Source organism: Aquabacterium sp. J223 (assembly GCF_024666615.1).
Taxonomy (GTDB): Bacteria; Pseudomonadota; Gammaproteobacteria; order Burkholderiales; family Burkholderiaceae_C; genus J223.
Genome location: NZ_CP088297.1, coordinates 1035083 through 1049487, shown reverse-complemented (window position 1 = coordinate 1049487; position 14405 = coordinate 1035083). Strand labels below are relative to the sequence as shown.

At 67.7% G+C, this 14405-nt stretch carries 14 protein-coding genes and 2 pseudogenes; 1 reads left to right on the top strand and 15 read right to left on the bottom strand.

From position 1 onward, the window contains the following. Nucleotides 1-31: 31 nt before the first annotated feature. The 13 genes and pseudogenes from LRS07_RS05100 to flgB form a co-directional block, all read right to left on the bottom strand. A pseudogene (locus LRS07_RS05100) lies at nt 32-3224 on the bottom strand (efflux RND transporter permease subunit). Beyond that, entirely contained in the window at nt 3221-3403 is a 183-nt protein-coding gene (locus LRS07_RS22420) for a copper-binding protein (RefSeq protein ID WP_509909128.1), read from the bottom strand. Before LRS07_RS22420 ends, LRS07_RS05100 begins: the two are co-directional and overlap by 4 nt. A gap of 205 nt (nt 3404-3608) precedes the next feature. Beyond that, nucleotides 3609-4511, bottom strand: a pseudogene (locus LRS07_RS22415) (efflux RND transporter periplasmic adaptor subunit); the annotation flags it as partial. 305 nt (nt 4512-4816) lie between these two features. Next, the gene (locus LRS07_RS05090) at nt 4817-6106 is read right to left on the bottom strand and encodes a TolC family protein (RefSeq protein WP_260500909.1); all 1290 of its coding nucleotides are present in this window, start codon (nt 6104-6106) and stop codon (nt 4817-4819) included. A 92-nt stretch (nt 6107-6198) separates the two neighbouring features. After that, a complete protein-coding gene (locus tag LRS07_RS05085; protein WP_260500908.1) occupies nt 6199-6555 on the bottom strand; it encodes a hypothetical protein in 357 nt (118 codons plus the stop codon). Nucleotides 6556-6630: 75 nt separating this feature from the next. Then, nucleotides 6631-6978, bottom strand: coding sequence for a copper-binding protein (locus LRS07_RS05080; protein ID WP_260500907.1), 348 nt, complete (start codon nt 6976-6978; stop codon nt 6631-6633). An 11-nt stretch (nt 6979-6989) separates the two neighbouring features. After that, nucleotides 6990-7460 (bottom strand): DUF411 domain-containing protein, encoded by a 471-nt coding sequence (locus LRS07_RS05075; protein ID WP_260500906.1) that lies wholly within the window; start codon nt 7458-7460, stop codon nt 6990-6992. Beyond that, nucleotides 7457-7918, bottom strand: coding sequence for a cupredoxin domain-containing protein (locus tag LRS07_RS05070; protein ID WP_260502043.1), 462 nt, complete (start codon nt 7916-7918; stop codon nt 7457-7459). Before LRS07_RS05070 ends, LRS07_RS05075 begins: the two co-directional genes overlap by 4 nt. A 79-nt stretch (nt 7919-7997) precedes the next feature. Then, nucleotides 7998-9413, bottom strand: coding sequence for a multicopper oxidase family protein (locus LRS07_RS05065; protein ID WP_260500905.1), 1416 nt, complete (start codon nt 9411-9413; stop codon nt 7998-8000). Between the two features lie 23 nt (nt 9414-9436). Continuing rightward, nucleotides 9437-10810: a TolC family protein gene (locus tag LRS07_RS05060; RefSeq protein ID WP_260500904.1), complete on the bottom strand. Its 1374-nt coding sequence runs from the start codon at nt 10808-10810 to the stop codon at nt 9437-9439. A 72-nt stretch (nt 10811-10882) separates the two neighbouring features. Beyond that, entirely contained in the window at nt 10883-11278 is a 396-nt protein-coding gene (locus LRS07_RS05055) for a hypothetical protein (protein WP_260500903.1), read from the bottom strand. 583 nt (nt 11279-11861) lie between these two features. Continuing rightward, the gene (locus LRS07_RS05050; protein ID WP_260500902.1) at nt 11862-12212 is read right to left on the bottom strand and encodes a CzcE family metal-binding protein; all 351 of its coding nucleotides are present in this window, start codon (nt 12210-12212) and stop codon (nt 11862-11864) included. A 184-nt stretch (nt 12213-12396) separates the two neighbouring features. Further along, nucleotides 12397-12864, bottom strand: a complete 468-nt coding sequence (gene flgB, locus LRS07_RS05045) for a flagellar basal body rod protein FlgB (protein WP_260500901.1) — start codon at nt 12862-12864, stop codon at nt 12397-12399. A gap of 204 nt (nt 12865-13068) precedes the next feature. Between flgB and LRS07_RS05040 the strand changes: the two genes are divergently transcribed. Further along, nucleotides 13069-13428, top strand: a complete 360-nt coding sequence (locus tag LRS07_RS05040; protein WP_260500900.1) for a four-helix bundle copper-binding protein — start codon at nt 13069-13071, stop codon at nt 13426-13428. A 73-nt stretch (nt 13429-13501) separates the two neighbouring features. On the opposite strand, the gene LRS07_RS05035 is transcribed toward LRS07_RS05040, so the two are convergent. Both LRS07_RS05035 and LRS07_RS05030 read right to left on the bottom strand, forming a co-directional pair. After that, a complete protein-coding gene (locus tag LRS07_RS05035) occupies nt 13502-13828 on the bottom strand; it encodes a double zinc ribbon domain-containing protein (RefSeq protein ID WP_260500899.1) in 327 nt (108 codons plus the stop codon). A gap of 44 nt (nt 13829-13872) precedes the next feature. Next, the gene (locus LRS07_RS05030) at nt 13873-14382 is read right to left on the bottom strand and encodes a DUF6328 family protein (protein WP_260500898.1); all 510 of its coding nucleotides are present in this window, start codon (nt 14380-14382) and stop codon (nt 13873-13875) included. Nucleotides 14383-14405 lie beyond the last annotated feature (23 nt).

Below are 14405 nucleotides of genomic sequence, written 5' to 3'. Positions count from 1 at the left end.
CTCAAGGGTTTGCACTTTTGATGCCATGCGATCAGGCCATGTCGCCAACCGGCGCGCCTTCGCCAGCCGGGTGTGGCGCTTCGGGCTTCGCCGCCCGCCGACGGCGCATCAAGCGGTAGGCCGCCGGGATCACGAGCATCGACAGCAGCGGCGCCGTGATCATGCCGCCGACCATCGGCGCGGCAATGCGCTGCATCACTTCCGATCCGGTGCCCGCGCCCCACATGATCGGCAGCAGGCCGCCCAGGATGACGGCCACCGTCATGGCCTTCGGCCGCACGCGCAGCACCGCGCCTTCGCGGATGGCATCGAGCAGGTCGGCATCGCTGGCCTGGCCCGCCTTCGTGCGGTCGTCCCACGCGTGCTTCAGGTACAGCAGCATGATGACGCCGAACTCCGCCGCCACGCCGGCCAGCGCGATGAAGCCCACCGCACCGGCCACCGACAGGTTGTAGCCCAGCAGCCAGAGCAGCCAGATGCCGCCGACCAGCGCGAACGGCAGCGTCGCCATGATGAGCAGCGCCTCGTCGAGGCGCTTGAACGTCAGGTACAGCAGCACGAAGATGATCAGCAGCGTGAACGGCACGACAACCTTCAGCTTCGCGGTCGCACGTTCCAGGAATTCGAACTGGCCCGACCAGGAGACCGAATAACCGGGCGGAAGCTTCACCCGCTCGCCGACGACGCGCTGCATGTCCTGCACCGCCGAGCGCATGTCGCGCCCGCGGATGTCGACATACACCCAGCCGGACAGGCGCGCGTTCTCGCTGCGCAGCATCGGCGGCCCGTCGGTGATGCGGATGGCGGCCACGTCGCCCAGCACCAGGCGCGCGCCGCGCTCGCTGACGATGGGCAGCCGGCGCAGCTTGTCCAGCGAGTCGCGCGTCTCCCTTGGATACCGCAGGTTGATCGGAAAGCGCTGCAGGCCCTCGACCACCTCGCCTCCCGCTCCGCCGACGTTGTCGCCGCCGACCGCTGAGCTGATGACGGACTGCACGTCGGCGATGCTCATGCCGAAGCGCGCCGCTGCGTCGCGGTCGATGGTGACGTCCACATAGCGCCCGCCGGTCAGCCGCTCGGCCAGCGCGCTGCTGACGCCGGGCACGTCCTTCAGCGCCCTCTCAATCTCGCCGGTCAGGCGGTCGATCGTCGGCAGGTCGGTGCCCGCCACCTTCACGCCCACCGGGCTCTTGATGCCGGTGGCCAGCATGTCGATGCGGTTGCGGATCGGCGGCACCCAGATGTTGGCCAGGCCGGGCACCTTGACGATGCGGTCGAGCTCCTCGACCAGCCGGTCGGGCGTCATGCCGACGCGCCACTGGTCCTTCGGCTTGAACTGGATCGTCGTCTCGAACATCTCCAGCGGCGCCGGGTCGGTGGCAGTCTCGGCGCGGCCGGCCTTGCCGTAGACGCTGGCGACCTCGGGCACGGTCTTGATCAGGCGGTCGGTCTGCTGCAGCAACTCGACGGCCTTGCCGGCGGACAAGCCCGGCAGCGCCGAGGGCATGTACAGCAGGTCGCCCTCGTCGAGCGGTGGCATGAACTCGCCGCCGATGTGCTGCAGGGGCCACAGGCTCGCGACGAGCAGCACGCCGGCCATGGCCAGCGTGAGCTTCGGCGCCCGCAGCACCCCGTCCAGCAGCGGCCGGTAGATCGCGATCAGCAGCCGGTTCAACGGGTTCTTCGTCTCGGCGGGGATGCGCCCGCGGATGAGGTAGCCCATCAGCACCGGGATCAGTGTCACCGCCAGGCCCGCCGACGCCGCCATCGCGTAGGTCTTCGTGAACGCCAGCGGCGAGAACAGGCGTCCCTCCTGGGCCTCGAGCGTGAACACCGGAACGAACGACAGCGTGATGATGAGCAGCGAGAAGAACAGTGCCGGCCCGACCTCCGCTGCGGAGTCCCCGATCACCTTCCAGCGCGCCTCGCCTTCCAGCGTCGCGTCGGGGTTGGCGTGCGCCCAGCGTTCGAGGTGCTTGTGCGCGTTCTCGATCATCACCACCGCTGCGTCGACCATGGCGCCGATGGCGATGGCGATGCCGCCGAGCGACATGATGTTGGCATTGACGCCCTGCCACTGCATCACGATGAAGGCGGCCAGGATGCCCAGTGGCAACGAAACGATGGCGACGAAGGCGCTGCGCAGGTGGAACAGAAAGGCGAAGCACACCAGCGCGACGACGATGAACTCTTCGACCAGCTTGTCGCGCAGGTTGGCCACCGCGCGTTCGATCAGGCCCGAGCGGTCGTAGGTCGGGACGATTTCCACGCCTTGCGGCAGGCTGCCCTGCAACTCGCTGAGCTTGACCTTCACCGCCTCGATGGTCGCCAGCGCATTGCGGCCCGAGCGCATCACGATCACGCCCCCCCACCGCCTCGCCCTGCCCGTCGAGTTCGCCGATGCCGCGCCGCATCTCGGGGCCGACCTGGATGCGCGCCACGTCGCCCAGGCGCACCGAGACGCCGGCGTCGGTGGTGACCAGCGGCACCTTGCGGAAGTCGTCGAGCGACTGCAGGTAGCCGCTTGCGCGCACCATGTACTCGGCCTCGCCCAGTTCGAGCACCGAGCCGCCGGCTTCCTGGTTGTTCCTGCGGATCGCCTCGGCCACCCGTGTGTGCGGCAGGTTGTACGCGGCCAGCTTGTCCGGGTCGAGCAGCACCTGGTACTGGCGCACCATGCCGCCCACCGTCGCCACCTCGGCCACGTCGGGCACGGTCTTCAGCTCGTACTTCAGGAACCAGTCCTGCAGCGCGCGCAACTGTCCCACGTCCATGCGCCCGCTGCGGTCTACCAATGCGTACTGGTAGATCCAGCCGACGCCGGTGGCATCGGGCCCGAGCGATGCGGTGGCCCCCGCCGGCAACCGCGACTGCACCTGGTTCAGATACTCCAGCACCCGTGACCGCGCCCAGTACAGGTCGGTGCCGTCCTCGAACAGCACGTAGACGAAGCTGTCGCCAAAGAACGAGTAGCCGCGCACCGTCTTCGCGCCCGGCACCGACAGCATGGTCGTCGTCAGCGGGTAGGTGACCTGGTTCTCGACGAGGCGCGGCGCCTGGCCCGGCCAGGGGGTGCGGATGATCACCTGCACGTCGGAGAGGTCGGGCAGCGCGTCGAGCGGCGTGCGCTGCACCGACAGCACGCCCCAGGCGGCAACCAGCGCCGTCGCGATCAGCACGAGAAAGCGGTTCGCAATCGACCAGCGGATCAGCCTAGCGATCACTTGCCGCCCCCGCTGCGCCGCACCGCGGTGAGCTGCGGCAGTCCGTCGCTGTCCATGAAGAACTCGAAGCTCACCGTCTCACCCGCCTTCAGGCCGGCCGGCAGATCGCGCGCGGGCGGCTTGAACTCCATCATCATCGGCCCCCACTTCAAGGACGGGATCGGGCCGTGCGACAGCATCAACCCGTCGCGGCCGACGCTCTCGACCTTGCCCTCGCCCTGGTGGCGGGGGTGCGGTGGCCGCAGCTTCCGGTTTCGGTTGGGGCTGGGGCTGGGGCTCGACGTTCAGCCTTGCCTCCACCCCGCGCAGGCTGGCCTCGGAGTCGATCAGGAACTGCGACGACACCACGACCCGCTGACCGGCCTGCAAGCCCCGCCTGATCTCCGTCTGCCCGCCGGACTCGGTGCCGATCTCAATGTCCACCGGTCGGAAGCGGCCGTCGGCCTCCGCGACGATTGCGACGGTGCGCCGGCCGGTCTGGATGACGGCCTCGGTCGGCATCAGCAGCACCTTGCCGGCGCCCATGTCGACGAACTGCATGCGAACGAACATGCCGGGCACGAGCGCGCCGCGCGCATTCGCCAGCTCCATCCTCGCTTTCACGGTTCGCGTCGTCGGGTTCACCTCGGGCAGCAGCGCCTGAACGCGGCCCTCGAACGTGGCGCCCGACAGCGCCGGGCTTTGTGCCTGCACCTTTGCACCGGGCCGCAGCAGCGCGGCCTGGCTCTCGGGCACTTCCGCATGGGCCCAGACGGTGCCCAGACCGTTGATGCGCAGCAGCGTCGCACCGGCCGTCACCGTCATGCCTTCGCGCAGCGCCAGCTCGGTGACCACGCCGCCAATCGGCGCGACCAGGGTGAAGCGCGCCTGCGGCTGGCCGCTGTGCTCGACCAACGCCATCTGCGCCTCGCTCATGCCGGCCTGGCGCATGCGCTGACGCGCGCCATCGACCAGCGGGGCGAGCTCGCTGCCGTGCATGCGCCGCACCGAAAGAAACTCTTCCTGCGCCGCCACCCATTCGGGCACGTAGAGCTCGGCCAGCGCCTGGCCCTTGGCGACCCGGTCGAGCGTTGCCCGCACCAGCAGCCGCTCGACGTAACCCGTCGCGCGCGATTGCACGATCACCTGGTCGCGTTCGTTGAAGGCGATGGTGCCGACCGCGGACAGATCCGGCGCGAGGCGGCCCTCGGTCACCTCTGCCGTGCGCACGCCCAGGTTCTGCTGCACACGCGGGCTCACCGTCACCTGGCCGGCATCCCTGTCGCCGCCGGCATAGACCGGCGACATCATCATGTCCATGAAGGGCGACTTGGCCGGCTTGTCGAAGCGGTTGGCCGGCACCATCGGGTCGTGGTAGTAGAGGATGCGCTGGCCGTTTGCCGGGTCGACATCGCCGGCCTTCAGGCCCGCGGCCATGTGGCGCCGCGTGGCGTCCTCGCCTGACTCGCGGCTACCCGCCGCGCGGGCCGCGGGCGCCGCGCCGGGGCCGCCGGTCACCTGCATGCCTTCGCGCTTGCCAAGCGAATACGCGCCCCAGCCGCCTGCGGCCGCGAGCAGGACGAGCCCGACGCCCGCCGCCATCCAAGTTTTCTTCATGGCCGTGTCTCCCCTTGGCTCGGCACCAGGTACGCCAGCTGCGCCCACAGCGCCGCGGCTTCCATCTCCAGCTTCAATCGATCCATGCGCGCGTCGAGCTCGGCCGCGCGGGCTTCAAGCACCGCGGCCAGGTTCGCGCCGCCGCCCCGATAGGCGGTCAACGCGGCGCGGGTGCGTTCGGCCGCCAGCGGAATGAGCGTGTCGCCGTGCAGGGCGATGCGCTGCCGGCGACTTTGCCACTGGCGCAGCGCCACGCGCGCATCGGCCAGCGCCGACCGCGCAGCGTCTTCGCGCTGGGCCTTCATCTGGTCGGCCTGCGCCAGGCGCGCGGCCAGTTCGCGGTCCTGCCGGCCGGCGCGGTCGATCTGCAACGGCACCGACACGCCCACCGACACCATGTTCGAGTACGCCGGCCCGCGCTGGCTGAACATCAGCTCGACGCTCCAGTCGGCCCGGCGAGCCGCTCGCGCCACGTCCGCATCGGCGAGCGCGGCGGCCTCCTGGCTGGCCGCGAGTGCCACCAACGGCTGGCGGTCGATGCCGGCCGCGAGCAGCGCTTCGTCGGTCGGCGCCCGAGCCAGGTCCGGCATGTCGTCCAGCGGGCTTTCGGCCGCCTGACCGATCAAGCGCGACAGGCGCGCTGTCGCGGTCTCGATCTGCGCCTCGACCTCGCGTGCACGGTCGTCGATGCGCGCGACCGACGACCGCGCCGCGAACACGTCGGCCTGCGAGCCGCGCCCGGTGCGGTAGGCCGACTCGGCGGCATCGATCTGCAGCGCCGCCTCGGCCCGCTGTTGCGCCACCAGCTCACGCATCTGCTCGTACAGCCGCCGCTCAAGCCACGCCGCCGCGGTCTCGCGCTGCAGCGCCGCCAGGGCTTGCTCACGGCCGGCACGCGCCAGGTCGATCTCGCGCTCGGCTCGCGCGGCACGGGCGCGCAGCTTGTCGTCGTTCGTCCACTCCTGCATCACGCCGACCGAGCGCATCGTCATGAAGTCCCGCGTCAGGCTGAAGCGCTCGCCTCCGTCGATCGGCAGGTTGGTGATGCCGGCCTTGAGCACCGGATCGGGCCGCTGGCCGGCGGCGACCGCCAACTCGCCCGCTGCCTGTGCCTGCGCTTGACCCGCGGCCAGCAGGCGCGACTGCTCAGCCGCCATGCGCACCGCGGCGGCGAGGGACAGCGGGCCCTGTGACCACGCGGTGATGGGGATGAAAGCTGCGGCGACCACCGCAAGCCGAATGGCCGACGGACACAGCCGCCGCAGCGGCGACAAAGAAGCGTGCATGGGAACTCCTGAAAGCTGGAAGACCAGGTCCGTCCACCGCGATTCACCGTGGGATCGCCGACGGCCCTGCTCAGGCCGGAAGCTTCAGTCGTTCAAATGCGCCAGCAGCAGTGCAGGACGCTGAGGGGCTGGGGCGGCGCTCGTTCGCGCACCTGCTGGTGCTTCGTCCAGTTCGGCACCACTCCGGTGGAGTGGTCGGTTGGCGCCAGGACAAACAGCAGCGCCAGCGCCGGCATGAAGGCGGCCGCTGAGGGCGTGGCGTCCGCTGAGGGCTGCGCCGCATCGTGTTGGCAGTGCTCGGCGCAGAGCGCCGGCTGCTGCGAGTCCATGTCGGCACCGGGCGCCATCATCTCTGCACAAGGCATGTCGGCGCTGGACGCCATGGTGGCCTGCACGGGGCAGGCATAGGCGGCGACCGCCAGCTGCGCGAACAGCAGGCAGGCGGCCACGAGGGCCGCCAGCCATCGCCGAGGTGATGCCGAGCGCTTCATGGCGCCAGGTTAGCCGATGCCGCCCAAGTCTGTTCAGGGAGCGACCTGAAGCTCGGTGACGGTGAACTTCCCGGCGTCGCTCACCGCCTTGAACTTGACCTTGTCGCCGGCCTTCACCTTGTCGAGCAGTGCCTTGTCCTTGACGTTGAACACCATCGTCATGCCAGGCATGTCGAGGTTCTTGATCTCGCCGTGCTTGAGGGTGATCTTCGCTGCGTCCTTGTCGACCTTGCGCACCTCACCGTCGGTCATGTCGCCGGCTGTTGCGGCCTGGGCCAGCAGCGTCGGGGCGCCATGACCGCCAGCGGCAAGGAGCTGCGGCGTTGCCAAGGCACTTGCGACGGCGGCAAGGGCGACGGCGACGGATTTGAGGCTGTTCATTTCGGTTCCTTTCACTTGAAGTAGCTTGAAAAAACGCGGGTACCGCCATCGGCGGTGACCAGCAGCACGTCGTAGGGGTCACGGCTGTCGCCGTAGTCGGGCCCATCCATGCCGGGCGAGCCCACCGGCATTCCCGCAACGGCAAGGCCCACGGCGCGCGGGCGCTCGCGCAGCAGCCGCAGCACGTGCTGAGCCGGCACATGGCCTTCGATCGCATAGCCTGCGACCAATGCGGTGTGGCAGGAGCCCAGCCGCGCCGGGATGCGCAGCTTCGCGCGCATGGCGGTGTTGCCCACGTCGTGGACCTTGACGCGAAAGCCGCTGGCCTCGAGGTGGGTGACCCATTCCTTGCAGCAACCACACGTGGGGCTCTTCCACACCTCGGCCAGGACCGCTGGGCGTTGCTGCGCCTTCAGAAAGGCCGGCACCAAGAGCAGCGCGGCGGCGCCGAACACCGAGCCCAGCGCGCGGCGGCGGCTCATCCCTTGCCACCTGCCAAGACGTTGATCGTGCCAACCATGCCGGCCTGGTAGTGCCCGGCAATCAGGCAGGCGAACTCGAACTCGCCGGCCCGGTTGAAGTGCCACACGATCTCGCCCGTCTTTCCCGGCGACACATGGGCCATGTACGGCTCGTCGTGCTCCATGCCCGGGAACTTGACCATCATCTCGGCGTGCTTCACGTTCTCGGCCTTGGTGCCGATGACGAACTCGTGCATCACCTTGCCCCTGTTGCGCACGACGAATCGCACCGTCTCGCCCTGCCGCACCTCGATGCGGTCGGGCGTGAAGCGCATGGTGTCGGTCATGCCGACCTCGATGGTGCGTTTGGTGGCCTTGGCGTCGCCGGCAATGCCCCAGTCCTTCTGCTCCTTCTTGACCGCCGCGCCCTTTGCATGCGGCTTGTCGCTGTGCGCGCGGGCCACGCCCTGCAAACCCATCAGGCCCGCGACGGCGCCAAGGAAAAGCTGTCTCTTGCGTTGCTGCATAAAAGTCTCTCTTTCTGAAGTGGTGAATCGGTCAGTGGCCCGAATGGCCACCGGCCGGCTTGCGCACCTTGACCTCGGTGGGCGTGGTGGGCCGCTTCAGCGCCGGCATGGAGCCCGGGCCTTCGGCTTTGAAGCGCGCGGGCTCGGGCAGCGCGCCGCCGAACTCGTAGGCCACGGTGCCCGGCGGGTGCTGGTACCAGCCTGGGTCGGTGTAGTCGCCGGGCTTCTGGTCCTTGCGCACCTTGACGACGCTGAACATGCCGCCCATGCCCACCGAGCCGAACGGCCCGCGGCCGGCCATCATGGCCGCGGTGTTGTCGGGCAGCGGCATCTCCATCTCGGTCATGTCCTTCATCCCGCGCTCGCCCATCACCATGTAGTCGGGGATCAGCTTGGTGATCTGGCGCGCAACGCCCCGGTGGTCGACGCCGATCATCGTGGGCACGTCATGGCCCATCGCGTTCATCGTGTGGTGGCTCTTGTGGCAGTGGAAGGCCCAGTCGCCCTCCTCGTCCGCAAGGAAGTCGATCTGCCGCATCTGGCCGACCGCGATGTCGGTGGTCACCTCGTACTGGCGTGTGCTCTTGGGTGTCGGCCCACCATCGGTACCCGTGACCAGGAACTCATGCCCGTGCAGGTGGATCGGGTGGTTCGTCATCGTCAGGTTGCCGATGCGGATGCGCACCTTGTCGTTCTTTCGCACGACCAGCGGGTCGATGCCCGGGAAGATGCGGCTGTTCCAGCTCCACAGGTTGAAGTCGAGCATCGTCATGATCTTGGGCGTGTAGCTGCCCGGATCGATGTCGTAGGCGTTTAGCAGGAATACGAAGTCACGGTCCACCTCGTCGATGAGCGGGTGCTTCGCTTTCGGATGCGTGATCCAGAAGCCCATCATTCCCATCGCCATCTGCACCATCTCGTCGGCATGCGGGTGGTACATGAAGGTGCCGGGGCGGCGCGCGACGAATTCGTAGACGAAGGTCTTGCCGGGCGGAATGCCGGGCTGGTTGAGGCCGGTCACACCGTCCATGCCGTTGGGCAGGCGCTGGCCGTGCCAGTGGATGCTCGTCAGCTCGCCGAGCTTGTTGGTCACGAAGATGCGCACCCGGTCGCCTTCGACCACCTCGATGGTCGGCCCGGGGCTCTGGCCGTTGTAGCCCCACAGGTGCGCCTTGAAGTCGGCGCTCATCTCGCGCACGACGGGCTCGGCAACGAGGTGGAACTCCTTGACGCCGTTGTTCATGCGCCAGGGCAACGTCCAGCCGTTGAGCGTGACGCAGGGGTTGTAGGGGCGGCCGGTGCTGGGCACCAGCGGCGGCATGGTGTCGGGCCGGGTCTGCAGCACGGGTTCGGGCAAGGCGGCCATCGCCACCCGGCTCACCGCTGCGGCACTGGCGGCGGCGGTGATGGCACCGGCGCCGCGAAGAAAGTTTCGTCGCGAGGACATCGTGGGTTTCCTTGAAAGGGTGTTCAGTGGGCAGCGCCGCCTCCGGCCATGCCGCCGGCCACCGGGCCGGTCGGCAGCGAGAGCGAAGCCCTGCCGACGAGCGCCATGTCCAGCTCGGCCTGCGCGAGCCAGAAGTCGCGCAGTGAATTGATGTAGCCGTTGACGCCGGCGACCTGCGCGCGCGCATCGGCCAGCAGCTCGAACACGCCGATGATCATTCCGTTGTAGCGAAGCTGCTGCTCTTCAGAGATGCGCTTGCGCACCGGCACCACCTCGTCGCGCTGGTGGAGTGCAATGTCGTAGGCCGTGCGGTAGTTGCCGTAGGCCTCGCGCACTTCGCTGCGTGCGTCGATGGCGGCCCATGCCGTCAGCTGCACCGCCTGCATGTAGATGGCCTCGGCCCGCGCCACCCGCGCGCCGCCCCAGTCGAACAGCGGCAACTCCAGCGCGATGTCGTAGCCGGTCTGCCGCGCGCCGTCTTCGAGCTTGTTGCGCGCCAGCCCGAGTTCGAGCACGTTGATGAAGCGCGTCGTGCGCGTCAGGCCCAGGTTGCGTGCCGTCTGCTCGGCGGCAAGTCTGGCCGCCTGCACGTCGAGGCGCTGGCTCATCGCCAGGCGCTCGATGTCGGGCTGGTCCTTCGGCTGTGCAGGCAGGTCGGGCAACCGTTCGGGCAGGCGGAACTGGGTCTGCGCGCCCCACAGGCCGAGCAGCCGCGTCAGGCGCTCGCGCGTCGCGCGTTGTGCCCGGTCTGCGCGTGCCAGCCCGAGTGCAGCATCGGCGTAGAAGCTCTGTTCACGGGCGCGGGTGAGCTTGTTGAAGTTGCCGGCCTGTTCCATGCGCCGCGCCAGTTCGGCGCTGGCGTCAGCCGCTTCCTTGACCTGCTGCATGTAGCGCAGCGTCTCGTTGGCCGCCACGGCCTGCACCCACGCCCGGCGCGTCTCGGCGGCGAGCGCCAGCATGTCCATGGTGACCTCGCGCTTGACCCGCTCGAAGCGGCGCGCCTCGGCCCCGTAGATCAGCGGCATGGCAATCAGCCGCGCCAGGCTGAGGTGGATGCCGCGTTCGATCTCCACGCCATCCACGCTCTTCAGACGCCCGAACGTGAAGCCGGGATTGGCCATGCGGCCGGCCTGCACCAGCTCGGCCTCGGTGATGCCGAGCTCGGTGAAGCGGGCCTGCAGGCCGCGGTTGTTGAACAGCGCGAGCTGCACCGCATCGTCCGGCGAGAGCGCGGGCTGCGCCAGCAACTCCGCCACACGCTGCGCCATCATTTCACCGTCGGCCGCAGTGCGCGCCCAGCGCACGTCCTTGCCAAGCCGGTCCTTCGCCGCCGCCTCGACCGGAGCGAAGCCTCCGTCCGGCGAAAAGCTGGCGCAGCCGGCAAGGCCTGCGGTCAACAGCAGTGCGGCCCAGGCTGCCGGGCGCTTTGGGAACAGTCGGGGTTTGTGGGTCATTTGCGCCACCATCCCTTAGTTCGCCTTGTGGCCGCCGTGAGCGGCCGGCCTACCGGGCGTCGTCGGGGCGGAGCTCGCACCCGCTGGGCTGGGTGCACCGGCCGCGGCAGGAGCGGCCTCGGGGGCGGCCGCTTCGCGTGCATAGACCCGCCAGCCGCCGATCTGCCGCACCTGGTCGTTGAGGGCGGACCAATCACCCACCGGCTGTTCGGTGTGTTTGCGGTATGGCCCCAGGGCCGATCGGTACTGCATGGCGGGTACCGGCGCGTTGGCGTCGGTCGGGTCCGCGGTGGGACGTTGCGCGGGCGCGGCGTGCGCCTGCGCCTGCGCCTGCGCCTGCGCCTGCGCTGTGGCCAAAGCCAGCGCCATGGCCGCGATGGAACGCGCGGCCGTCGTAGAGAAACTGAACATGAGATCCTCGCTGCTTCGTCATGACCCCGGGCATGCCGAGGCCACTACCGTTGCGCGTGTCACCTCGGTTCGCCAGCGAACCGCACGGCGACACGGGCGCCGTTCGTCAGGCGAGGAAGGTTCGAGGGGGGCGTTCGGGCCCGTCGAGGGCGAGAGTCGCAACTCGGGCCGTCAGAAGGGGCCTCAGCGTCTCTGCGGAAAGCGCGGCAGAGACCAAGGAGCCGTCACCAGCAGGCAGCGCGGTGCCGACGCAGCACGCTGCACATGCGCTGCATTTGAACCGTGCCGGTTGATCCGACTTTTCCACCGCGGCATCGTCCGCCGGGACATCGGCGTTGGTCGCCGCAGCCGCATGGGACGAGTCGCCGTGCGACGAGTGGGGCTGCACCAACGACGACGCCATCCGCTCATGACTCGGTCCGCACCCGACCATGGACGAGGCCGCGTAACCCTGCACAGGCAGGGCCGCGACCAGCAGCCAAAGGACGAAGGTTTTCAGGGCTCGAAGCATGAGGCCCGGTATCGTAGCACAGGGGGGCACCAACCCGGTTCGCCGGCCCCACGCGACCTCAGCCAAGCAACGTCAATTGATGTAGAGCGGATTGGCCTGCACGTTGACCATCACCCCCGCTGCGGGGAAGTCCGCTGGGGCGACCTTGGCGAGGCTCACGGCGGTGCGGCCCAAGCCGTTGAAGGTCCACTTGAACTGCTTGCCTCCTAATGCCTGGAACGTGATGGTGTCACCTTGCTCGACCGCCACCCACTTGGTTCGGGACACATCGACGACCTGCGTCGAAGGCGCGCCCGCCACGGCCGGCTGGCCATACATCGACTGGCCGTTGCGGAAGACATCAGTGCCCATGGCCATGCCGTGCAAGGGCAGCGCCGCGGCGATGGTCAGCGCGGCAACACGAAAGATTCGAGAGGTGTTCATGACAGTCCTTTGGGGTAAGGGGTTGGCTCTACAAGCCCGCATTGATCGGGTGGAAGAAATGTAGAAACCGGGCCCTGACGGCACATGAACGCGCAGATGACCGTTGTGTCATTCAGGCAGACAACGGGCTGAGGGGCACACCCTCCAGTCGGCTCGTTTTGAGGAGCGCGACAGGCGAAGGGTCTCAGCGTCGTGGATCGGACGATGCGAGCTTGAACTCCTTGGCTTCATCGTCCAACATGGCGGAAGCTAGTTGGTACAAGATGGCGTTGCGAGCGAATTCGCCGCGCTCGCGATCCATGTCGACCGAGTTGCCATCCAGGCTGGACTGCGCAGGCAGCGAAAACTCAGCCAGCGCGGCAGTGCTCATCTGAAAAGACGCACCGCTCAGGTGGCTGGCGTTCGTGCCGGCCAAAGGGACCTGAGCCTCCATTGCGCTTTGGAGCGCATCTCGAAAGTTGATGTCGGTGGCGTTGTAGCCAGGCGTATCGGTATTGGCAATATTGGAAGCGAGCATGACCTGCCTGCTCGCTCGCAACATCAACGCGCGGGCCTTGAAGTCGCCATCGTCTCTGGGGGCCCCCCGAGACGGGCCGCTCCGGTTGTCAAGCTCAACGTATCCATCGTTCCTCCTGCCGATGCAGGGCACCATCGCCGAAGTGTGGGTGGTGCGCTATCTGCGGTCTGAAGAATCAGCACCGCAAACCGCCTGCTTGTCTGAGGATCTGGCGTTGCAAGGCAGGCACTGGCTTTGCCCCCGACGGCCCTACGGGATGCAAAGGTGCCGACGCCTTCGACACGAGCCCCCGTCGAGGCATCGCCGATGCCTCTGCCCACAATTCGCAGGAGAAATGTGATGTCCTCCACCAGCGAACGACACTTTGACGACTGCATTGAGGCCTGCGAGGAGGCGCTGCATGCCTGTCAGAACTGCGCCGCGCATGACATACGCGACGGAAATCATGGCGACCAGGGGGCGTGCGCGCTTCTGAACCTGGACTGCGCCGACATCTGCGCCGCCACGCTGAACCTGCTTGCGCGTGGATCACCGCACCATGGTGAGATGTGTGCTCTGTGTGCGCACGTCTGCCGACTTTGCGCTGAGGAATGCGCGAAGCATGCAGATCAGCACGAGCATTGCGCACGTTGCCAAGCCGCCTGCGAAGCCTGCGCCACCGCTTGCAGCAAGCATTCCGCCGAGCGGCATGATCTGTAGTTGCCGGGCCGACAAAAATGGACTCAGAGCGCCCCTGCAGAGCTCCACTGCGCTCCCGCCCTGCTGAAAGCCATCAGGTTGCCGGCTGTCCGCACTGAGCGCAAAACTTCGCATCAGGGGCAAGCGCTGTCGCGCATTTTGCGCATGCGCGCGGTGCAATAGGGGTTCCGCATTGCTGACAAAAGCGCGCAGACCCAATGTTTGAAGCCTGACATGCGGGGCACACCACAAGCCCGGCGCCGGCGCGTGAGCCGGGTGGTGTCTGAGCCCCAACGCCCGACGTCTCACCGTGGGTCGGCCAATACGGGCTGTCATGCCGGGTCTCGCGGTAGGGATTGCCATGGTGACCGCCTCGGCCGTGCCTGCCATGTCCACCAAAGATTTTTTCGAGGAAGCCCATCGCACCACTCCTTTCGTTGACAAGCTCGTTTGATCCACCAGTCTCTACAGAATTCCCCGGCGGCGCCAACCTTGCGGAACCATCCACCAGACGCCGCCAGCAAACAACGCTATTCCCGCAGCAGCGATGTTGCCGACAAGATGCCCGAGGACGGCAGAGAGCACAAGCTGGGTGGCCAGCACCAATGCCAGTGCCATGGCTGAAGCGCCGAGCACGATCTGCCGCGTCGCCAAGGTCTTGAAGGAAGCCCGGTTGGCGAGCGGACGCAGCAACCGATGCTGGACCGCCGGTGCGGAAAGCAGTACCAGGCTCGTGATTGACAGCAAGAACGTCGCCAAGAATACGCCCTTTTCTGCCCCAACCAGATCGTTGAATCCTGGCGCAAATGGCACCGCGATGAGAAAGGCGGACAACAACTGCGCTGTGGGCAGCAATATTCGCAACTCGCCCAGCATCTCTGCAAGATCTCCATCTTCGGTTTGGCGGTTGCTGCGCATCGACTCATCTGTCCAAGGCATAGTCGCGTTGCGCTCCAGCCGCTCGTGTTCTCCCATTTATTGACTCCTTTGACGCAATT